This window comes from Actinoallomurus sp. NBC_01490 (assembly GCF_036227085.1).
Classification (GTDB): domain Bacteria; phylum Actinomycetota; class Actinomycetes; order Streptosporangiales; family Streptosporangiaceae; genus Actinoallomurus; species Actinoallomurus oryzae.
In genome coordinates, this window is sequence record NZ_CP109433.1 from 11,495,657 (window position 1) to 11,519,667 (window position 24,011).

At 72.9% G+C, this 24,011-nt stretch carries 2 protein-coding genes (1 of these 2 cut by a window edge); one reads left to right on the plus strand and one right to left on the minus strand.

Going from position 1 to position 24,011, the window contains the following annotated elements; genetic code table 11:
• On the minus strand, window positions 1-20,850 hold the beginning of the coding sequence (locus OG417_RS53000; RefSeq protein ID WP_329247159.1) for a toxin glutamine deamidase domain-containing protein. The gene continues 26,925 nt to the left of window position 1, outside the view; 20,850 of the gene's 47,775 nt are visible here — the first part of the coding sequence; it begins with the start codon at window positions 20,848-20,850; its stop codon lies beyond the left edge, outside the window.
• A gap of 828 nt (window positions 20,851-21,678) precedes the next feature.
• Between OG417_RS53000 and OG417_RS53005 the strand changes: the two genes are divergently transcribed.
• Window positions 21,679-24,003, plus strand: coding sequence for a hypothetical protein (locus tag OG417_RS53005; RefSeq protein WP_329247163.1), 2,325 nt, complete (start codon window positions 21,679-21,681; stop codon window positions 24,001-24,003).
• The last annotated feature ends 8 nt before the right edge of the window (window positions 24,004-24,011 follow it).

Consider the following 24,011-nt stretch of genomic DNA (forward strand, 5'->3'; position numbering starts at 1 on the left):
GATCTTCGTGAACAGTCCGGGCAGGCGCTCGCGCATCCGCGCGGCGGCACCCTGCAGCTCCTGCCGGCCCCGGCCGCTGAGGTTGCCGTACCCGATCGCCGCCATCGCCTCGCGGAGCGACCGTACCTGCGGGCCGAACGCCTCACCGTCCCGGGTGAGGGCGCCTTCGCCGGCGGCCAGGTCCCACAGTCGCACGAGCTGGTCCCCGTACTTGCTCTTGTTCGCGGCGCGCGAGCCGTGGCGGAAGACGCTCTGGGTGAACACCGGGGTGAAACCCGGTGGCGGCTGCTCATACGTCCGCAGGTCCTGCTGCGGCGTGTACGGGGTCTTCGTGGCGTAGCCGCGCCGGTCCCCGGACCGGGCCGGCCGTTCGCCGGGGTCCGTCTCCGGCGCGGCGACGGCTCTCTCTCCGGCCGGCCGCCGTACGGGCCGGGCGACGACGATCTGGTGGGGCTCGGTGCCCAGCGCCCGCGTCATCGTCGGGAGCGACACCAGGCCGGTCGTGCTCCGCCCGGTGAGGAGGACGCGATGGCCGCCGGCGGTGACCAGCGCCGTCCCGGTGCCACTCGGCCCGGAGAACCAGATCCAGGAGTTCTCCGGCAGGTCGCCCGGCAGCAGGTCGACCGACTCCGCCGCCATGTCCGGCCGCCGGCCGAACATCTCCCGTACGCGCTCGGCCCGTGTCGGGCCCTCGGTGGACAGGTACCGCGCCGCCGCGCCCAGGGCGCCGGCCCGCGCGATGTCCTGGACGCTCGGAACCCGGCCCGGCTCCCCCCGCATGAGCCAGAACAGCGGCCGGAAGTCGGCCACCGGCCCCACCCGGGTCCAGCCCGGCGTGACCATTCCGTCCGGGCCGACGACGTGCTGCCCCTCCTCGTTGCGGTAGAGCTGCGCGTCGTACGGAACGCCGTCGCGCGCCGCCGTCAGCAGGCTCACCAGGCGCCGCTCCGGCGCGCCCGCCAGCCGGTCGAGCCGCTCGTCCCGCCGGGCGACGCCGCCCTCGAACGCGGCCACCGCCCGCTCGATCGTGGCCGGCCCGGCCTCCCGCTCCCGTACGGACGGGGGGACCAGATGCGGCGCGACCGTGACGAGCGCCATGTTGCGGACCTGGGCGAACGACCGTGACGCGGGCGTCGAGTCGCGCAGCGCGCCGGGCGGGTCGACCAGCCGGCCGGCGCCGTCGAGGTCCAGGGAGTACAGGTGCGTGGCCCGCCGCGGCGGCTCCACCGGCAGCCCGGAGTCCTGCTCGAACCAGCGGATCCCGTCCCGGTCGTTCACCACGACGAACCGCCCGCCGGTGCCCGCGCCGTCGGCGGTCACGACGATCGCGACGGCCCCCCGACCGGCGCCGAGGAGCGTGTCGTGCAGGGCATCGATCGCGGCCGACAGGTCCGTGACGTCGCGGGCCCGGTACGCGAGACGGGTGCGGCGCTCGTCCAGCTCCAGCTCCGTGTCGCGCAGCAGCTCGTCGGCCGCCGTGGTGTCCTGGGCGGCCCGCGCCGCGCGTTCGGTCAGCGGGCGGATCGTGCCGGTGGCGCGCAGGTCGGCGAGCAGTCCCTCGACCGCCGCGAACCGCCGGCGGGTGTACTCGAACTCCCGGGCGATCGGCTCCTGCTGTTCGGTCAGGTCACGGACCCGCGCCCGGGGCTCCCGCAGGCCGTCCTCCAGCGGGGCGATCTGCCCGCGCAGCCGCGTCAGCTCCGCCTGGGCGGCCTGCTCGGCCTGCCGGTCCCGCGGGCTCGGCGGGCTCTGCTGGGCAGGCCGGGCCTGGCGTTGTCGCTGTTCGTCCAGGATCTGCTGTTCCCGCTGCCGCAGCGGGCGGAGCCGGGCCTCGATGTCGTCGACCTCCGCCTGCGCCGTGGCGATCGCGCGGGCGAGGCGGGCGTCCTCGTCCGAGAGGCGGCGCACGATCGGCTCCCAGGCCGCCGTCGCCTCGGCGGCCCGGTGGAACAGCCCGGGCAGCGCGGCGTTCTCCACCGCCATGCGCTCCAGCCGGGCGGCGGCCTCGGCGAGCACGGCCTGCTCGAAGGTCCGCTGGTGCGACCAGGAGGTCTGGTAGAACTCCGCGAGCCGGGCCGCGTCGAACCCGTGGGCGGCGGCGGTGGCGCGCGTGCCGTCGTCCCAGAGTCCGGCACGCGTCGCCTCGTCGGCGGACAGCATGGCGCGTGTGCCGGACGCGGGGTCGAAGACGTGGATCCGGCCGCTCGGGTCCACCCAGTACGAGCGTGCGGTCCCGTCCGCCTCCTCGACGTCCACCCGTACGTGCGAGACGAGCTCGGCCGCGATGTCGCGGGCGAGGTGCACCGGGTCCACGCCGAGCAGCGCCACCTCCGGCGGGAGCGCCGCCGGGGCGCCGGCCGTGTTGTCCGGGCGGAGCGCGTGGACGCCGTTGACCTCGTTGATGATCCTGGTGGTCTCCTCGTCCAGGACACGAGTGAGGTCCGCGACCCGGGTTCCGGCCGGCAGGGCCAGGCCGCGCTCCCGGCCTTCGAGCAGCGCCAGCGCGCGGTCCGGGTCGCCGGCCGTCCCTCGCAGCGCCTGGCGCCGGGCGTCGATCGCGCGCCGCGCGGAGCCGCCGGCGTCCGCGCCGGCCCGGACGGCCGCGTCCAGGGTGTCCGTGGACCACTGGCGGATCGCCCGGTAGGTCGCGATCCGTGCGCTCTGCCCGTGCGTGAGCACGAGCGGGCCGCCCGCCCGGCCCTCCTCGCGCAGGTGACGCACCAGGTGGTGGTGGGCGCGAGGGGCCGTGTAGTGGAGTTCCGCCGCGCGGCGCAGCAGCGGCGTCAGGGCGACGTCCGGCGCGCCGTTCAGTCCGGCCCACGCCCGCGGGTCGGCCCGCCGCTCCAGGCTCCGCCGTGCGGCCTCCTCGTTCGCGGCCTTGTCGGCGAGGAAGGTCCGGTACTGCGCCTCGAACATCAGCACGTACACGTCGCCGGTGAACGGGTCGCTGTGGACCTGCGCGCCGACCGGCTTGGGGTCGTGGAAGAAGGTGCGCGACGTCTTCTGCGCGCCCAGCCGGAACCGGCCGCGCATCCGGATCAGCAGCGTCGCGCCCTGCTCCTTGGCGTGCTGCTCTCGCCGGTAGTTCTCGGTGCCGGCGCTGTTCTGGTTCGCCGAGGTGTTACGGCTGCCCGAGCCCGCCAGGCTCCAGTTGTGGTCCGGGCGCTGCGGCGGGGCGCCCTCGGATGCCGCGGGCAGCGGGTTGATCTTGTCGTTGGCGGAGACGGAGGACTCGCCGATGGTCCGGACGTGGTCCGAGCTGCTGCTCGCGGTGGTGCCGCTCTGGTGCTTGATGTAGCGGCCGGTGCCTGTGCCGTCGACCATCCGGCCGATGACCTGCGCGTCGAACAGGTCGCCTTCGAGCCACATCTTGGCGCGCTCGCCGGACTCGCCGGCGACGAAGAGGTTCTCGGGGAACTCATAGCGGTCGCCGCCCGTCGCCTCCCGCAGGTGGTTCGCCAGGTGTGACCGCGACAGCAGCACGGGCAGCGACAGGCTCTTGAGCACGTCGGTGTCGGCGGCCTTGGCGCCGAGCACCTTCTCGTACCAGCTCGGGCCGAACAGCTCGGTCAGCATCCCGTCGCCGATGCGCCGCAGGCCGCTCACGATCACGCCGGAGACGAAGGCGTTGCCCGGCAGCTTGGGCAGCGGGAGCAGGTCGCGTACCGGGCTCGGACCGAAGATCGTGCCCGCCTCGGCCAGGGCGTGCGGGATCTGCAGGTCCAGCGTGCCGTCGAAGGTGTCGTGCGCGGTGCGCCGGAAGCCCGTCCACTTCTTGAACCCGCGCAGCAGCAGGTTGTTCAGCGGGCGCCCGGACATCTTCACGTGCCGGACGTCCACCGTCAGCCGGTGCCGGAGCCGTACGGCGTAGTGGTTGGCCCAGTCGTAGACGGTCTGCTCGCTGACGGCGTTCTCCGCGTGGGTCAGCGCGCGGTGGTGTCCCTCGGACGCCTTCAGGTCGGTGGAGCCGCCGCCCTTGCCGCCGCCCGGGGACAGCTTGGCGAACATCCACGCCTGCGAGCCGTCGCGGGACCGGGACTCCGCGGTGCCGATGTAGCCGTGGGAGTAGACCTCCAGACCGCGGTTGCGCCGGTAGTCGAGCACCTCGGGCGCCGAGGTCAGCTCGTCCCGCAGGTTGATCTCCACCACGTCGGTCAGGAGCCAGCCGACCGGGTTGACCAGGTAGAACGAGTAGCCGTCCTCGCCGAGCAGCTCACCCCAGATCGCCTGGTCGCGCCCGCGGGCGAAGATGCCCTCCAGCGCGTCCACGCCACCCTGCATCCGGCCGATCACGCGGCCCTTGCGGTCCCAGACCTCCGCGCCCGCCGCCAGCATGCCCGGCGCGACCTGCTCGACCAGCCGCCGGACGTTGTCGTAGGTGGTCCGGTCGTTGTCGTAGGTGAGGTCGTCGATGCCGGCGTGGCCGAGGTGCCGCCCGCCCGGGTCCTCCCGGGTGAGGTACTCCGGCAGCATCATCCGGTCGAAGGGGAGCCTCGGGTGCGAGAGCTTCTGCTTGAACGCCGTGTTGAACCGCTCGCGGACCGACAGGGAGGTGATCGGCGCGGCGCCCTCCGTGTGCCGTGCGGCCAGGGCGACGACGAGCGGCACGCGCCGTACCGGCAGCCCGGCGGGCGTCTCGGGGACCTCCTCGAACCAGCGCGTCAGCGCCAGCGCGACCACGTCGCCGCTCAGCCGCAGGTCGCCGTCGCGCCACTGCCCGAGCAGCTCGGCCAGCCGCTCGTTCGTCAGCGTGCCCCGGCCCTCGGTGTACGCGAGGAGGTCCGGCGGCATCACCGGCGTCTCGAACGGGTCGAACGGCGCGCCGAGGCTCTGCCCGAACGCGTGGTCGAAGTCCGTCCGGGCCTGCTGGTCCAGGACCTGGGCCTCGCCCGTACGGTGCAGCCGCGCGAGGGTCCGGGCGAACGTCGCCGGGCGGACCCGCACCTCGGGAGTCTCCTCGTGGCGCCGGATGAGGACGCGCGCCAGCAGGTCGTCGCTCAGCGGGAGGCTGCCGTCCTGCCAGCCGTTCAGCACCTGGGTCAGCCGCCGGTTCGTGAGCCGCGGCCCGCCCTCGGCGTACGCCCTGACGTCCGCGGGCGGGGCGGGCGGCGCGGGCGGGGTCGCCGGGGCGGTGGCGCGGGCGAGCGAAACGCCGAAGGCGGTGTTGAACTCGTGCCGCAGCCGGCCGTTCAGGATCGGGGCCGCGCCGTCGCCGTGGAGGCGGGCCAGGGTCCGGACCGCCCGCGCGCGCCAGATGTGGAGGTCCCGCGACGGCGCCGGCAGGTCCCGGTACGAGCGCAGCAGCACGCGCGCCACCACGTCGCCGCGCATCCGCAGGTCGCCGTCCAGCCACCGCCGCAGCACCGCGGCGAGATCCTGCTCCGAGAGCGCCTGCCGGCCCCGGGTGTACGCGGTGACGTGGGCGGGCGGCGAGGACCAGGTGGACGGGTCGTGGGCGGCGCCGAGGCCGTGGCCGAAGACCCGGCCCCAGTCGGCGAGCACCCCGGCGTCTCGGATGCGGGCCGCGCCCAGGCCGTGCCGGCGGGCCAGCGTCCGGGCGAACTTCGTGGTCCGCACCTGGTCGGGGAGGTTCGCCTGCCAGCGCGTCAGCACCTTCGCGGCGAGGTTCCCGCTCAGCTTGAGGCTGCCGGCCTGGACGCGGCGGAACATGTCCCGCAGGTAGCGGTCGGACAGCGGCAGGCGGCCCTCGGCGTAGAGCGCGAGCGCCTCGGTCTCGGGCAGCGCGAACGCCATCAGCCGCGGGGCCATGCGCTCCGTGTGATGCTGCCGGCCGGTGGGCAGCAGCTTGGCGTGCTTCTCCAGGCGGCTGCTGACCTCGAAGTTCACCGTGGTGATGAAGGCCAGCTCACGCTCGAAGCTGAGCTGGAGCCGCTCGTCACCGCCGACGCGCCCGCCGGAACGAGACAGGTTGCGCTGCCAGTGCCGGTTCAGATCGTTCTCCCCGGTCAACGAGGCGTGCCCCACCTCACCGCCCCCGGCGAGGTCGAGCTGGTCCCAGGTCACGCCGTGGGAGCCGGTGTCGGTGATCTTGGACTCGGCCAGCCCCAGCTTGATCAGGCCCAGGACGGCCGGGTCGTCGGAGATGCCGGCGAACGTGACGTCGCCGAGCGTGCCCCGGACGTCCATCGCGCCGAGCCGGTCGCGGAGGAAACCCGACTCGAACGGGCGGTCCGTGGTGTACTCGCCCTTCAGGATCTCCTTCATATGCGCGCGCATCTCGATGTTGCCCGCGAAGGTGTTCCGATCGGCGGCGGCCATCCCGGCCGGATCGGTCAGCCGGCCGAGCGCCTGCACCGCCTCGCGGGCGCCCGTGGTGTCCAGGAAGAAGACGACGCCCTGGTCCAGCACGCTCGCGGGCGTGGGGCCCGTCAGCGTGTCGCCGATGTCGGTGCCGAGCGGCAGCACGTACAGCTCGGCGGTGCCGCCCTTGACCTCGATCGGCGCCGGGTCGCGCCGGCCCTTGAGGACCCGCCCCTGCCGGCCGGAGTGCTGGAATCTCAGCTGGACCGTGTAGTCGTTGGTGACGCGGGCGACCCGGACGCGCTCGCCGGTCTCGCGCAGGTCGGGCAGGTTGGTGAGGTAGTTCAGCGCGTCCGTGGCGCCGACGCTCCGCTGGTACTCGATGCCCATGACGGCGGCCTTGAGCGCCTGGAAGAGCCCCTTCGCCTTGAACCCGACGGAGATCTTCCGCGAGTGGCTGAAGGCCATGCCGGAGCTGTCCATGCCCATCGCCAGGTTGACCGTGTGGAAGTTCTTCGTCGTACGCAGAAACTCCGGCGGGTGCCCGGCGTCCGGCCGCCCCTTGATCGTGATCTCGACGGTGTCGACGTCCCAGTCGACGCCCGCGCCGCCCCGCCGCTTGCGGAGCGTGAACGTCATGCCGTCCTGCTGGGTCTCGTCATAGTGGGAGTCCAGGCCACGGCTGGAGACCATCTTGTCGAACAGCCCGAGGTTGTCGACCTGGCTGTCGGTCTTGTTGCCGTGGGCGTACCAGGTGTAGTCGGCGAAGGGGTCGTCGTCGTCCTTCGGCAGGAAGCCCTCGCGGCGCAGGATGGGCGCGATCGCGTCCCGGAGCCGCTGGACGGTCTCCGGGGCGACCATCACCAAGCCGGTGCCGACGCCCTTGCCCTCCTTGACCCACTGCGGCAGCCGCCGCTTCGCGGGGTCGGTCTCCGGCCGGTCGGAGCTGCGGACCGCGTCGTCGGTGAACGGGACGGTGTTCTCGCCCTTCTTCGGCGGCTGCTTCAGCGCCGTGCGGTCGACGGGGAAGCCGTACTCGAAGGCCGTCCGCTCCGGCATCCGGACCAGCGCGTGTCCCCGTACCGGCCGGGTCGTCGCCGCCGACCGTGTCTTCGCGCCGCCGCGGACGCTCACGGTGGCGCGGTGGGAGAACCAGACCCGGTACGCCGAGGTCTGCGAGACGTCACGCGGCACGAGGACGTTCAGGCCGGTCCGCGCCCCGGAGATCGTGTTGGTGTTCGTGGAGGTGTAGGTCAGGCCGCCCGAGAAGCCGAGCCCGACGTCCGGGTTGCCGGGGATCGGGGCGAGGTCGAACTCCACGTACGGCAGGGTCAGACTGCTGGTGTTGGTGATGGTGTGGCCGCCGCTGATGCCGTCGATGGCGGTCCGGACGTTCTCGATGTGCGACTTGTCGCTGGTCGTGCCCACACGCCGTACGTCGGCCAGCCGCTCGGACCGGATGGTGATTTTCGCCACCGGCCGCCCGAACCGGTTGTGCAGGTCGAAGTGGTAACCCGACCTGTTGTTGACGGCCGCGTCCAGATGCATGTTCAGGTTCCACAGCTTCTGGAGCAGCTCGCGGCGCGTCAGGCTGCCGAGCGGCAGCTTCATCCCGCGCGTGCGCAGCGACGCGACGATCTCGTCGAACAGCCGGGGCAGGTTCGTCATCCCGGAGGCGAAGTAGTACGCCGGGAGCTCCTTGTCCCGTACGCGTGCGCCGGTCGCGGTGACCTGGTCGGACGTCTTGTCCAGGTAGTGGTCGGGGATCCACAGCAGCAGCCGTTCGTCGGTCGCCTCGTCGTAGGCGAGCCGGTGCGGCGAGATCCGGGTCCAGCTCTTGTCCGGGTCGGTCCGCACCTTGAACGACCAGCGCGGGGTGTAGGCGATCAGCTTCGACTCGGACCGGTTGTCCTCGACGTGGCCGCCCTCGGCGTCGGTGATGACGGTGCTCGACCGGTTCGACTGGTTGGCGGTCCCGGACAGCGTGGCGCCGACCTTCACCATCTGGAGGATGAAGGGCGTCGCGCCGATGCCGAAGGTCAGCGCGAGCGTGCCGCGGGTCGCCCCGGTCTGCCCCGACTGGGTCTGGGTGTGCGCGCCGGTCGCGAACACCGAGTTGATCGTGCCGGTGGCCTTGTGGTCGCCCTCGACCAGCGGCAGGTCCGACACCGTCATCGTGGAGCCCGCCGGGTTGGTCAGCGTGTGCGGGTCCTGGGGGTCGAGGCTGAACAGCAGCTCGGCGTCGCCGATCGGCACCTGAAGGCCCCGCGTTCCCGTCTCGGAGTCGGTGCCGATCAGGTACGGGTAGTTCGACAACAGCCGGTGCGGGAGCAGGTTGAACTGGCTCTCGGTGTAGTGGGCGCCGGCCCGGTCCAGCTCCTGCCGGACCATCGCCATCAGCTCGGCCATCTGCGGCAGACCCGTGCGCGGAACGCCGATCGAGCGGATCATCGGGTCCAGGTCGGCCGGTTCCATCGCCGGCAGGGTGCCGGTCTCCGAGGGCTTCGGCGGGCTCGGCGGGTTCGCCGGTGCGGGCGGGCCCTCGGGCTCGAGCTTCACGGGCACCGGGTCCGGCACCGTGATCGTCGGCTCGGGCTCCGGGGCGGGCCTGCCTTCCTCCCGGCCCCCGGCGAACAGCCCCGGCGAGAACGGCTTGGTCTCCTCCCCGAGGGCGAAGATCTGGAACCACTCGTCCTGCTCCAGCCGGTCGCCGGCGTCCCCGTCCGGGCGGCGCGGCACCAGGTCGCCGGTCTTCTCGTCCAGCGTCGCCTCGTACTTGGCCGCGATGACCGGCTCGTTCGTGGCCTCCGACAGCTCCCGGGCCATCGTCGTGCCGTCCTTCATCAACAGGAACGGCGACAGGCCCGGCGCCTTCTGCATGATCGCCAAGGCCACCGCGACGACCGGAAGCTCCCGGTCGTCGTGCACGATCCGGCCGTCGTGCATGGCGCCGAAGACGAACACGGTGCCCTCGACGCGGAGCTTCGCGAGCCGGGCGAGCGTCTTGGCGTCGAACTCCGGCACCCCCGGCAGCCGGATCGCCACGACGCCGCCCTCGTACGCCTCCGCCGTGGTCTTTTCGATCACTTCGCCGACCGGCATCACCGGCGGGCCGCCGGGCTTCGTGGTGGCCGCGGGTGTCTTCTCGGCGAACGAGTCCCCGATGGCGTCGTACGCCGGGAGCGCCTCGTCCTCGGCCGGCGTCTCGCCCTCGGTCACCGGGCCGAGGTCGTCGGGCTCGAACTCCTCCGGGACGGGCTCGCCGAGGTCGTAGGCGGGCGGGTGCTCGGTCTCGGCCTCCGGCAGAGGCGGGACCTCGGGCTCAGTCTGGCTCTCGGTCTCGGTCGGGGGCTCGGCGGTCTCGGTGGGCGGTTCCTCGTCGGCGAACCGCACCCGCTTCGGCGCCGCCCGGCGAGGCGGGGGCGGCACAGGTGTGTCCGCGACCAGGGCACGGGCGAGCCTTTCGCCGGCCACCGAGCCGGACCGTGCGATCTCGGCGGCGATGAGCAGCCGCCACTCGCGCGGCGCCCGCGCGCGGGCCGGCCCGCTCGCCGGATTCGCGATCGCCGTCCGGACGATGTGGTCGGTCTCCTCGAACAGCCCCCCGAGCCGGCCCTCGGACAACAGGTTCAGCGTCTGCCGGGCCCGGTCGGGGTCGTGCCGGGCGGCGTTCGCGAGGCTGCGTACGAGCCGGGTCGCGGCACGCGGCCGGAGCACGCGGGGAATGCCGAGGACGTCGGCGGCGAGCCGGCGGGCCGCCGCGTACCCGGCCCAGGGGATCTCCGCGGCGACCAGCGACATGGTCGCGGTCAGCAGCCGGGCCTGCCCGCGCAGGGCGGTCTGCGACGGGAACGCCCCGGCCAGCTCCTTGACGATCAGCCGGGCCTCGCCCAGGAGCTGCGCGTACCGCTGCTCGGAGTCGTTCCGGATCGTGGTCAGCGTGGAACGCGCGACCTCGATCCGGTTGTGGTCCGCGAAGACGCGCACGTCCGGCTGGAACGGAACCGTCAGGGCGTCCATGCGCGGGGCCATCCGGTGCGCGAGCGCCTCACCGGCGGCCCGGCCGGATTCGGCGATCTCGGCCGCCACCAGCGTCCTGAGCCGGGCCTCCGGCGTGACGTACTCCTCCTCCCGCGGCGGCCGGGGCAGCCCGGTCAGGTCGCCGACGATCGCGTCGGCCTCGGCCAGCACCTGGGCACGGCGGTGCTCCGGCAGCCCGTCCAGCCGCGCCTGAGCCCGGTCGACGGCCGCCCCCGGCCCGAGCCGCAGCACCGGCGGAGCCGGAGCCGGGCCCCGCACCGCGGGATCCCTCGCCAGCCGCCCCGCAAGCGACTCACCCGCCGCGCGCCCGGCCACCGCCAGCTCGGCCGCCACCAGCACCCGCGCCCGCCCCAGCGGCGAACCCAGCATCCCGCCCGGCTCCTGCGAAGGCACCCGCCCGACCAGGTCCCCCAGCAGCCCGTCCGCCTGCGCCAGCGCCTCGGTACGGCGGTCCTCCGGCAGCCGGTCCAGCCGCGCCCGGGACAGGCCGACCACGTCCTCCCAGCGGAGCCGCAGCACCGGCAGCGACCGCCCGCCGGCCGGATCCCGTACGGCCGGGTCCCGCGCCAGCCACTCCGCCGCCCGGTACCCGGCCGCCCGGCCCGAGCGCGCGATCTCGGCCGCCACCAGCACCCGCGCCCGGCCCAGCGGCGTGCCCATCAGCCCGCCCGGCTCCTCCACGGGCGCCCGCCCGACGATGTGGCGCAGGAGGACGTTCGCGTCCCGCATCGCCTGAGTGCGGCGCTCCTCCGGCAACGCGTCCAGCTCGGTACGCGCCTGACGCAGCGCGTCCACCGGCCGCGACCGCACGCGGGGCACGGGAGTACGCGGCCCGGTCCCGGGCGGCGCGGCACCGTCCTCCTCCACGCCACGCGGCCCGGCGACGGCCGCCTCGCCCTCCGGCCGTGTGATCGGCTCGGTGACCGGTGCCCTACCCTCCGGCGGGGTGAGCGTCCGCTCGACGGCGGGCGTCCGGTCGCCGGGCTCGGTGGCCGGTTCGGCGAGCCGGGGCTCGGGGAGCGTGTCGGTGGGCGGGTCCGTACGGGTCTCGGCGTTGGTGGTGTCGGAGCCGTCGGTGTGCCGTACGGGCTGTTCGAGCAGTGTCGTGCTGCCGCCACCGGAGCGGTTCTGGAGCGTCCCGCCGGACGGGCGGGTACCTCCGCCCGTCCCCGGCGTCGCCTCGGTGACGTCACGCAGGAAAGTGATCTTGGGCGGCGTCTGCGCCTTGACCCGCGTGAACGTCGGGCCGCCCAGCGCGGCGCGCTTCTCCCTGGCGGTGGCGCGGTCCTCGTTGCTCAGCCCGGGGATGCCCCGGCCCTGCCCGTCACCCGCGCCGAGCGCCTCCCCGCGCCCGTCGAACGGATGGGTGGCCTTCGCCGGACGCACGGGGGTCGGCGGATCGTGGATGGTCATGGGGTCGCCGCCCGTGCCCATGCCCGGACGTACGCTCCGCGACTCCCCCTCCGGGAGATCGTGGATGGTCATCGGCTCGCCGCCGGTGCCCCGGCCCGGGCGCCGCGCCGGGCCCTCGGACTCCCCCTCGGGCAGATCGTGGATGGTCATCGGAACGCCGCCGAAGCCCTTGCCGGTGCGCCGTGCCAGGCCCGGCGGCACCCGGGCCGCGTCGGCACCGTTCGCGCCGTTTCCCAGGGCCTTCGAGCCGCTGTGCGACCAGCTCCACACGATGCGCGCGGCCGTAGCGGCGGCCGGGTCCGTCAGCGGGATGTGGACCGCCGGTGCGCCCTCCACCCCGGTGGGCGTCAGGTAGATGCCCGACTCCCCGGCCACGATCGTGTACGGCACGGCCCCCGACTCCAGCGACTCCAACCGCGCGCGCAGTTGCCGGGCGTTGGCCACCTGGCCGATCCAGCCGCTGTCACCGCGCAGGAACGCGCCGGTCGGGATGTGCACGAAGTCGTGGCCGAACCGCACCCAGCCGTCATTGGACAGGAACCGGCCGTCCAGGAGCCTGATCAGCCCGGTGTCGCTGATGTCGTAGCGCAGCGGCGCGGAGCGTCCCGGGAGCGTACGCGTGTAGGTGTGCCAGCGCTCGACGGCCTTGCCGGTGTACGTCGGCACTTCGTCGGCGGGCCGGAGGGAGATGCCTCCGAAGCGGGGTTCCGCGACGGTCAGCTCGTGGCCGATCGGCCAGTTCGCCTTGATCGGATCGATCCCGGTGTCGCGCGACCCACCGCGCAGGCCACCGCCCCGCAGCCGCAGCGGCTCCTCCGCGGGATGAGCCTCGCCCGCCGGCCGAAGCCCGGTCTCCAGGGGCTGGGGCTGTCCGCGCAGCAGGACGGCCGCGATCTGGTGGAGGGAGTAGCCACCGTTGAAGAGCGCGTGCAGGTTGTCGCTGATGACCGGGTGGAAGCCATGCCGCAGGAGCAGGTACGGCAGCAACACCTGGAGGTTGAGCCGGCCGTTCCCGTCGGCGTGCGGGTGCAGGACATGCAAGGCGCGGATCGTCCGGCCGATCGCGAACAGCCGGTCGAGATCCGTGGTCGCCGCGGAGATCTCCGTACGGAATCTGGCGAAGATCTCGTTGACCAACGCCGGGGTCTCCGCGGAGTCGTACAGGGTGTAGACGTACGTCTTACCGATGATGTGGCGCTGGTAGACGGTCAGCGCGCCGGCGTCCTGACCCGCGTCGATCCTCGTGCGAACCTCGTCGTACGGGGCGATGAGACGTCGGCCGCCGATGACCTCACCGAGGATGTCCGGCGCGGGCCCGACGGCGCTCAGGGGGAAGCGCCCCATGCTGCTGCCGACGCCATTGCGCTGGAAATCCCCCTCCACGCCCCTGGTGACCTGGGTGTGAAGGTGGCTGTAGGTGTTCCAGTCGAGGTGAAGCGGGTCCTCGCGGCCGAAGACCTCGTTGAACGCGTGAAGCAGCGCCGCACGGTAGCCGGGCGACTGGTCATTGTCGTAGTAGGAGCCGGGATCCGACGGGTGTTCGGCGAGCGCCTCGGCGTGATGCCGTGCCTCGATGACGTACTTCCACACGTCGTCCGCCGCCACGACGTCGGCGAAGCGGAGCGGGGGGCGCGGCGGCGTCGGCAAGGTCGCGGCCGGATACCGCTCCGCCAGTTCATCGAGAGGGACGGACCGGGGCGGGCTCGGAGGAGATCCGATGGTCTGAGTGGGCGGCGTGCCGATCTCATCGCCGCCCCTGCCGACCTCGTCGTCCGCGAACTCAATGGTGATCTCCGGCACCGGCTGCTGCGCGCGAGCGGGGAACGCGGACTCCGAGGCCTCGGTCGCCTCGTCCCCGCGCGGCGCGAGCGGGGCGGGGTGCGACGGGATCTCGTCTCGCCGCCCCAGCACCTGGTACACCGGCGTGGCCGCCACGGCCTCCGCACCGCGCTGTTCGACGGCACCGGTCGCGGCGCTTCGCGGCACGGCCGCGCTCTTCGGGTGGTCGAGCAGGTTCGCGGTCGCGTCGACCACCGACTCGATGATCCGCAGATACCGCTGCGGCATCGGATCGGACGGATCGAAGGGGCCGCCCGCCATGATTCCGTCAGTCTTGATCGCCGAAAGCGTCCGCCCGGCGAGCGCCCGCCGGAACAGCGCCAGCGGGTCCACGTTCTCGTCCGGCAGGCCGGCCGAGTGCAGCCGCTCGTGCAGCTGGACGGCGAGGAAGTCCCGCAGGCCGATGTTCCGTGCGTCCGGCCCCTGCACTCTCGGATCCGGAGAGTCGGCCGCCCGGCCCGGCCACACGCGGACGGCCTCGGCGTGCTGGGGATCGATGACCAGCTTCACCGCCATGAAGAGCTGATCCTTCGACTCCGGGAGCTCATACCCCTGGTTCACGTGCTGGTCGAGCACCCGGTTCAGCGCCTCCTGCAACGCCACGATGTCGTCGGCGACGACGCCGGGCATCGGCTTGACCGGCGTCACGAGCACGTGGTTGCGAACCCAGGTCCCGTTCTGCGCCTGGATCCGCTGGACGTTCATCCGGACCAGCGTTTCCCAGCCCGACGCGTTCGGGAACTCGGCCGCCCGAAGGAAACCGATCGACGGATCGAAACGCTGTGTCTCGATTTTGACCACCGGCGCCGCCGGCAGCTGGTCCAGCCAGTCCGCGCTCGCCGGCGTGCCGACCTTCCTGCCCGGCACCAGGACCTTGGCCGGCACTCCTCCGGGACCGGGGTGATAAGCGCCCACCGGCCACGCCGGCGGCGCGGACCTGATGGTCAGACCGGGACCGAACTTGGTCGCCAGCTCCTCCACCGTCGTCTTCTGAAGGAACCCGGGTCCCAACTGCTGCCCGCGGACCCAGGCCGAAACCCGGGGGAAACCCCAGTGGCTCAGCACCTCCTGACGCCCCTGGGCATCGCGCGTGCCGAGCGCCAGCGCCACGTGCTTGGCGCCATCGAAGGTGACGAGATGCCCGGCGGGGATGTCCGGCGTCGTCAGTCCGGTCCAAGGATCGCGGGGATGCTCGGTGACCTCTCCACCGGAGATCAAGTCCATGAGCACGTCCCCATAGGCGTCGAGGGACCTCAGCGCCGCGGCTTTGGTCTCCGCCCGGGCATCGACCTCCGCCGTGAACCGGAATTTCGCCGCATGACTCGCCGTTCGGTGTATCTCCACCAGCCAATGCCGGTCGACCGCTCCGGACCAGAACGCGGTGAACAGGATCGCTTCCCAGCAGTTCATCCAGCTGCGCCACCACGGCGCCGGTCCCTCACCGCGCAGCCACAGAGCGAACTCCTGTGGCCTGCCGAACAGTGGTGTCGCGCTGATCCGGAAATCCTGGCGGGGGTTGGGGCCCGACTTGGTCCACCGGTACATGCCGACCGATCCCTGCGCGGCCCGCAGTACCCGGTGAGTCCAGCTCATCACCTTCGCCGGATCGAACGCGTAGACCTCCGACGCCGGAACGCCGGAGGCCGGCCGTAGATCCCGGGGCGCGCGCGGTGCCGCCTGGACCGGGCCCGCGCCGCCGCCCGGAGTCTCCCGCGGGCCTTCGCCCACCGGCGCCTTCCCCGCGCCTCTTCGCAGGTCGTCCGTTGTGATCTTGGGGGTGTCGGGGAACAGCTCGTCCAGCCGGGCGCGCGCCGGGGCCGGGAGGGTGACGTTGTGGAGGGAAATCCACCGCACCTGGCCGCGGTACGGGCCGAGCGTCTGGTGGAAGGTGCCCAGCGTCTCGTTCCAGGCGTCCGCCTGCTGCCCCTGGGGCAACCGCTCGATCGTCCGGGCGGCGGCGGGAAGGTAGACCCCGCCCGGCCTGGCCACCATCTCCCGGTACAACGAGGTCACCGCACCGACGACGGCGTCCGCCACCTTCTCGACGCCGAGTTCACCGAGACCGGGCCGGACGGCGGGCGGCGCGGCCGTCCAGCTCCACGCGAAGCCGATGTCGAAGACGCCGTGGGGGATGTAGGTGAGCCGTCGCCGGACGCCGGGCTGGGAGCCGTGGCCGAGCCGTCTGGCGAGGTCGTCGAAGGCGTCCTGGTTCGGGCCGGCCCGCAGGACGTTCTCCCGGCCTATCGTCGTCGCGGCGGGCTCGTCGCCGAGGAGGTTCTCCTGGTTCAGCGCGTCGTGGAACTCCTGGTCGAAGTCCCTCGGGTCCTCCTCGTAACCGGTGATGGCCAGGTCCGAGAACGCGCGGGCGTACCGCTCCTGGTGCACCTCTTCGTACGCCCGGATGCCGCGGGAGCCGGCGGCCGCCGCCAGGACCATGCTGCCGCTCTTGCCCCGTACCGAAACGATGGCGAGCCCGTCTCTGCTCGCGGCGGCGGCCTTCGCCGCGGCGACCAGGTCTCCGACGAGCCGGTTGTCGCCGCCGTCGGAGTAGACACCGCCGAAGAGACTCAGGATCCTCACGCGCTTCAGGTCGCTCGAGGCCCCGTAGCCCGCCGGGTTCCCGCGCGCCCACTCGGTGCGCATCGCCGCGTCGAGCCGCCCCAGCGTCTCGGCGTTGAACACCTCGTCGAGGTTGATCAGGCGGACGTTGTTCGCACGCGCCCACCGCAGCATCTGCCGTACGTGGTCGGCCGTCCCCGCCAGTTCGCCGGAGGCGCGGTCGGCCGCGGCGAACTCCTCACGCGGCACGTCGGTGAGGAGCACGATCTCGAAACCGTTCGCGCGCGAGGCGTTGTTCGCGACGTTGGCCATGAACGCCGCCCGGTCGCCGCCGTCGTCGTGCAGCGGCCCGCCGGACCAGATCGAGTACAGGATGTGCGGGACCTTCTGGCTCTTCAGCCCCCGCCCGCTCGCCCGCCCGACGAGCGAACCCGTGCTCACCGGACCCGTCGCGAGCCGATCGGGCCGCAGGGCCTCCCGGTCCGGGACGCCCGGCCTGGCCAGGTCCAGCACGCGGAAGAACGCGGCGCGCAGCTCGGCGCGCAGCCGCGAGAAGTCGTAACCGGCCAGGAAGGCCGGTGCCGGTGGCGCCTGCGTACGGCCGAACGGGTCGTGGACGAGGACACCGGGCACCCCGGACCCGGTCGGCACGAGCATCGACTGAACGTGCTCGTGCAGCCCCGCCACGGGACCGGCCACCTGAGTCGGTCCGCCCACGGTGCCCCGGGGCGCGGTCAGCGCGGAGTGCGGCGGGGTGTCGTCCGGCGGGCCCAGGACCTCAATGGCCGGCGAGTCCTCCGCGGCGGTGCCGGTGTAGCGCACGAAGCCGGTCTCGGCGGGCCAGCCGACGTCGTGTGCCGCACCGGCGCCGGCGTTCCCCGGCGGCAGCCGGAACCACGCGGTTCCCGGCAGGACGACCATCTCGCCGTCGTCGTGCACGGCGCCACCGGCCGGGCCGAAGATCTCGACACCGGACAGGCCCGCCAGGTGGCCCGACGGCATCTCGACGTCCTCGCCGGACTCTTCGGCACTGGCCGGGACGTAGACGGGATCCTCCAGCGCGGCGGCCAGCTCCGCACTCCACACGACCAGCGCGGCGGGAGTGTCCTCGAACGGATGGGCGATCACCAAGGGCGTTCCCGGCTCCCAGCCGAGGCGACGCAGCATCGCGATGAACTGCGCGGCCACGAGCCGCCGGCTCCCCCCGAAACCGAAGGCGTGCGGTACGAAGGGCCGGCGGTTGAACGCGACCATCGCGACGAAGGCATCGCCGCCGGGGACCATGGCGCGCAGCCGGTCCGCCAGCGCCGCCTCCCCACGGTCGGCCGCGCCGTCGGCGGAGCGGAACACGGCCAGACCCGGCGACCGCGTCACGAAGACACTGCCCAGGGGCGCCAGCTCCTCCAGGCCGAGAACCGAGGCCGGGTCGACGAGACCGGCGTCGTCGGCCTGCCGGGCGCCGCGGCCGCCGAACCACGAGGTCACCGCCCACCGCGCCATGGCCTGTTCGCGATCCTCGGGCCGCCAGAAGATCGTGTCCAGCATGCCGCGCAGGCGTCCGGTCACCTCGGGCGCGTCCGGCTCGAAGACCGTCACCTCCCCGGGCCCGCTCGCCGCGTGGCGCACCCGCTGCACCACGCCCGCGTGCGCGCCGACCTCCTCGTGGGCGGGCGGCCGCCAGTTCGGGTCTTCGGCCAGCCGCAGCGCCGCGTGCACGAGGCCCAGGGCGACCTTCACGTTCTGCTGGATCTCCCCTTCGTCCAGGCTCCCGTCCATGTGCCGGAGCTCCGGGTGATCCGTGCCCTTGCCCTGAACACGCTCGAAGCTCAGCGCGTCATCGCGCACCCCGCTGGCGGTGGCCCAGACCGCGACGTACCCGGCGTGCTCCGCGGGAAGCGGCCGGGCCCACTTCAGACCCATGTGGGCATCGGCGCGCGGGTTCATCCCCAGCCGGAACAACTCGTCCTGGTAGCCGGTGAACAGCGCCCGCAACGCCTCGTACGCCCTGACGTCGGTGCCGAACTGACGGGTGCTCACGTGCACGTGCCCGGCCGTCCGCTTCGTGACGCGACCGCCGTGCGAACGGATGATTCCCACGGCCGTCCGCAGGTCCTCCCACGTCTGCGGGGTGTCACGCAGGATGGGAGAGATCAGCTCGGCGTCCACGGTGGGGTCCTTCTCCAGACGCCACCCGTCCCGGGCTTCGGTGTAACCCAGATCGACCGCCTGGTGGTACCCGCCGATCTCGGTCTGGCTGGTCAGCCCGGCCGCTCTCAGGTCCTCGACGAGCGCCACGGTCACGGCTTCCCGCCACGAGCTCGCACGGCCCTCGGCGATGATCGCCTCGTACCTGGCCCGCTGCGCCTCCATCGGGCCGACGGGAAGGTCGAACTCGATCTCGACACCGAACGCCAGACCGCCACGGGCCGGGTCGGCGAGCCCGCCGGTCGCGTCCTGGAGCATGTACGGCACCGGCGACTCGCCCCGCGCCACCCGTTCGGCGGTCTCCCGCACCACCCGCTCGAGCACCTCGGGCGTCGTCTCCGGCGCGTTCCCCATCGCCGACCACCAGGCCCGCGCGTGCGCCCGCACCACCGAAGCCGGAATCTCCACCGACGAGACACCGCCGGTACCGGGAACCGACGTCCCCTTCCCCAGCCGGTCCTGGATCGCCTGGTAGAGGACCGCGTCGGCCTCCACAAGGGCGTCCGGCGGCGCCTCGTACGAGGCCCGGGGCATGCCGTGCGGCGCCGAGAGCGAGAGCGGCGAGGGCGGAGCCGGCCCGGCCGCCTCGACGGCCGGCGGCCCGTCGGAGACCGGGGACGGGTCCGGCGACGGCGACCGACCGCTCTTCATCGCCAGATGTGGCGGCACCAGGTCGGCGAGCAGGTCCGGGTCGCTGGTCAGGCCACGCGGGTCGAAGGTCGTGTGGCCGAAGTCGTACAGGTCGGCCGCCTCGCCGTCCAGGATCTCCTCGGGCACCGGGTGCGCGGGGTCGTCGCCGAAACCCGCGTACCGCCACGTGACGAAGGTCTCGTACAGCGGGCTGCCCGTGGCGAGCACCGCGCGCAGGAACAGGGCGCGGTCCTGCGGTCCGAACCCCAGGTAGCGGTAGACCCGGAAGACGAACTCCAGCTGGTCGGACATCCGGCGGCCGGGCCGGTAGCCACGGTCGATCATCTCGTCGATCCAGCGCCCCTCGCGGAGGGGGAACGGGCGCTTGGTCAGGTTCCAGCCGAGCCGTTCGCGGTTGGCCGAGACGGCCGAGCGGAACGCGGACATGAGCTCGCCGAGCCGCCAGCCGGCGTCGTCGTCGAGCCGCTGTTCGAACTCGGCGTCGGTGAGCTTTCCGGCCGGGTCCAGGTAGCTCTTGACGGCCGACTTGCCCGGCGTGGCGACCGTGAGCCGGCGGTCCAGCTCGCGAAGGGCACGGCGGACGGGTCCGATGAGACGGGGATCGCCGGCGAGTGCGGTGGCGAAGGCGCGCTCGTAGCGGCGGATCGCCAGGTCCCACTGCTTGCCGGCGTAGAGCGAGGCGAACCGGACCCGCCCGCCGTCGGCGAGCAGGCGCTCGTATGAGCGCAGCGCCTCGTAGGCGTCGTTCTCCCTCTGGGTGTGCCGGAACGGACTGCCGTCGAGAAGGCCCTCGTCCGCCCCTCCGAAGTACCCCTCCATGAACTGCACGATCTTCGGGTCGTGCGCGCGCAGCTCCTCGGCGGTGTGGAGCCGCTCGAGCTTGGTGATCACGTCGACGCCGGGGTTCACCTCGAAGAAGACGGCGACCGCCTGCGCGAAGTACTCGAAGACGTTGCGGGACGAGTAGTTCTGGCGGTCCGGCCGTGCCGGGTCCATCAGATCTCCGTCGGGCCACTTGCCCGTCCCCTGTTTCCGCTCGTTGAAGATGGCCTCGACCCGGTCGAGATCGCGCTCGTTCAGGCCGTACGTGTGGAAGAGGTGCGCGAACTCGTGCACCACGACGCTGAAGCCGTCCTGCGGGTGGTCGCCTACGAGAGACCGCTCACCGGTGAGGTCCTCCTCGGGCGTGACGGCGATCGTGCCGTCCTTCAGGCCCCGGTGCGTCTCGGCCAGCACGCCATGGATCAGGTGACCGGCCTCCACCGTCCAGGGCCCCACGCTGGTCAGGCTCACGCCCCTCGGGAGGATGAGCATCCGCGCGCCGCGGTCGAGCATCCGCCGGGCCGCGTCCGGCGCGAACTTCAGCATCCGGGTCATGACCTTCACGGCCAGTTCCCGGCTCGTCCCCGGCTGCTCCACCTCGGGCGGCACCTGGAGCATCAGCCGGGCCGCCACCTCCGCGAACTCGGCGTCCCTGCCCCTCAGCCGCTCGCTCATCCGGGTCACGAACTCGCGGCTGGAGGCCAGCGTCTCCCGTTGCGGCTGCGACAGGGTGTTCAGCGCGTTCCGCCGCTCCTCCGGCGTGAGATCCGCGAGCCGGTCCGCCTCGTCCTTGAAGGACGCCGGCCAGTCCGGCACCGTCGGGAACCGGAAGGTCGGATTCTCGTGCGTCGACCCGGGCGGGCCGCTGTGGATCTGCGGGGTCTGCGGCGCCGGGGCGTTCGCCGGCGGTGCGAACAGGGCGCCGTGGCCGTCCGCTGAAACCTCGCCGAGGGGATTGGCCGGCACGCTGATCTCAGGGTCCGGTCCGTAGATCCATTCCAGCAGCTGAACCAGGTACGGCTCCCCGCCACGGACCGAGTCGGCACCGTTGTTCCGCATGCTTCCCGTATACAGATCGTGTCCGGCGTTCACCCCGAAATAGGCGTTGGTGAGCTGAGTAAAGAACTCCGCCGCATTCATACTTGAATAATTCATGCCCGGAGATTCCGGGTGATAGTTCCCGTCCGGCCACCATACGGCGTTACCTTGCCTGGCCCACTCCCACTTATTGTTGAACACAGCCTGGACATAGTTCTGATTTTCTTGGCCAAGACCGTGATCAAGAATCAGATGAGCGACCTCATGCACCGCCGAGGAATAACCGGCCGGGTTGTATTCAGGCCCTGCCGCGGAGCCGACTCCGACGACGATCGGGGCACCGGTGAGGTTCTCTTCGGGGACGACGGCGACTCCCCGCTGGGTGACCGACCGCACGTGGTCCCAAAGCCGCGGATAGCCCTCCCTCACCGGCCGGCCGGCATACTGGCTGAACATCCCGACGGACGTGAGCTGCGTGTTCCTCGGCAGGATCAGCACCCGCGCGCCCGAGGTCAGCAGCCTCTCCGCGACGTCCGGATTTCTGAGCATCGCGGTGACGATCGCGTGGAGTCGGTGCAGCGCCAGGCCCGGCTGTTCCAGACCCGGTTCCCACCTGATCATCAGGGGTGCCGCCACGGCCGCGAACTCGGCGTCCCTGCCCTGTAGCCGCTCGCTCATCCGGGTCACGAACTCCGGGGCGGAGGCCAGCGTCTCCCGCTGCGGCTGCGACAGGGCCGTCAGCGCGTTCCACCGCTCCTCCGGCGCGAGATCCGCGAGCCGGTCCGCCTCGTCCCGGAAGGACGCCGGCCAGCCCGGCACCGTGGGGAACGGGGAGTGCGGGGTGGGAGCGTGCTGGACGGACTGACCGGCGTGCGGAGCGGCCATCCGTACGCTCGACGGCGCGCCCAGCGTGAGCGGAGCGTCGTGGACGTACGGGCTCGGCTCCGGGCCTCGCTCCTCGGTGAGTGTTTCGCCGTCGGTGAGCGTTCCGGTGTCGGTGAGCGCGTCGGTTCCGACGAGCGTCTCCGTCTCGGTGAGCGCGTCGGTTCCGACGAGCGTCTCCGTCTCGGTGAGCGCGTCGGACTCGGTGGCCGGGCGGGTCTCGGCGGCGGCCTCGTCGTGGCCCGCGCCGAACGCGTCGGTGGTGGTCTTCTCCTGCTCCGCCCAGGACGACGAGACGTCCTCGGGGGCCATCAGCACGCGCCACTCGTCGAACCAGTCGTCGCGGAACAGGTCCTTCGTCCGGTCCAGCCACACCTCGTCGTCCAGGCGGTGGCCCTGGCTGAGCGCGTGGAACGACCGGCCCCCGCCCTTCAGGACGGCGGAGGCCGCCGCCTCGAACGCGAGGTGGGCAGGCAGGTCGGCGGTGAGGCGCCGCACGCGCTCGTCCCACACCCGCGTACGGCCGTCCAGGTCCTCCGTCTTCCGCGCGCCGAGGCCGAAGACGCCGTCGTAGGCGTCGAGCATGCGCTCCACCAGGCCGGACCGTGCCCGTGCGAGCTCGTCCTCGGACAGCGTCCGGTGCTCGCGCTGCCAGCGCGCGGACTCCTCCGCGAAGATCTGCCCGGCCTTGCCGGCCACGCTCTGGCGGGCCGTCTCCACGGCGAGCCAGACGTTCAGCCGGTCGGTCCCGGCGGCGTCGTCGTACCACGCGCGCCACTCCTCGAACCGGACCCGCAGGCTCTTGTCCTGCTCACCGGTGAACAGCGCGCCGAAACGGTCGTTGACCGAGCGGCCGAGGGCGGTCTGCATCGACGCCAGGGTCCCCTTGGCCGGCGTGACGCCGTGCTGGAGGCCGAACCGGTCGCGGAACTCCTCGCCCAGCCCCGGATCGTTCTCCCACGCGGCGCTCCGGGTCGCCAGGTCCTGGAAGGAGCGCTGGATCGCGGCCTCGCGCGCGGTCTGCGTCGCGAGCCGGGACGGCAGGGACCCGACCGTCTTGTCGAACGTCTCCCGCCACCGCGCCACGGCCTCCTCGGTGACCGGCTCGCCGGCCGGGAAGTGCCGGTCGTAACGGGTCCGAAGCTCCTCCTGACCGTCGTGCAGCACCTGCCGGCGGCCCGGCTCGGAGGGCGTGGCATCCCGTGCCGCGAACCCGTCCAGGAGGGCGCGGTCGGCGTCGGACAGGTGATCCTTGAACGACGCGGCCTGCGCCTCGAACAGCTCGGCGAAGCGTTCCTGCTCCGACGCCAGGCCGGCCCGCCGGTCGAAGGCGTCCCACAGGCCGTCGGTCAGCTCGCGCAGCCGGGCGGCGACCTCGCGACGGCGCACCGCCAGGTTCTCGTGGATGTCGGAGGTCTGCTGGAAGACGTCCCGTACGGCGTCCTCCCACCGCCGGTCGAACTCCATTCCCTCCTGCTCGTGCACGATCTCGGCGACCGGCTCGGTCGGCTCGAACGGCAGGCCGCCCTCGGTCGCGCCGAGCCGGCGCCTCCAGAGTGCGAACCTCCGGTCGAAGGCCTGCCGGCCGTGGCCGATCGCGACCTGCCGGGCGGCCTCCAGGTCCAGCTCGCCGGGGAGCGCGTCGATGACCTCCTGCCGGTCCCGGTCGCCTGCGAGCAGCCGGCGTTCGAACTCCTCCCCCAGACGTTCCTTGATCTGCTCGAACCGGGGGTGGTCCCGCGCCTGCGGGTTGTCGCGCACCCAGGACCGTACGGCCTCCTCGAACGCCGTCCGCTCCTCGGGCGACACGGTGATCTGCGAGAGCCCGGCCAGCTCCTCGTCGTGCTCGGCGAACACCTGCTCGTACCGGTCGAGCACCCGGGTCTCCGCCGACCGCAACGCGTGTGCGCGCCAGTCGCCGGGCGCGGTCTCCGGCGGCGCGAAGACGAACTCACGGCCCTTCCGCTCGGCCTCGCCGAGGGCGGTGTCGGTGAGCTGCTCCTCGACGTACGCGCGGCGGATCTGCTCGATCCGCCGGCTCGCCCACGTGACCGTCTGGCGGGAGCGCATCGTCGCCTGCCCGGCCTCCCGGGCGGCGGGCAGGCCGGCGAACTCCTGCCGGGCCTGCTGCCGGCTGTGCGCGACGTCGTGCAGGGCGGCGAGCCTGCGGGTGTGGTCCGACTCCAGCCGGGCGCGCAGTTTCGCGTCGAACGGCCGGTCACGTGCGAGGTCCATCGTCTGCCGGGTGAGCGCGGCCCGCTCGGTCCGGTACCAGGACTGGATCTCCGGTGACCACTCGG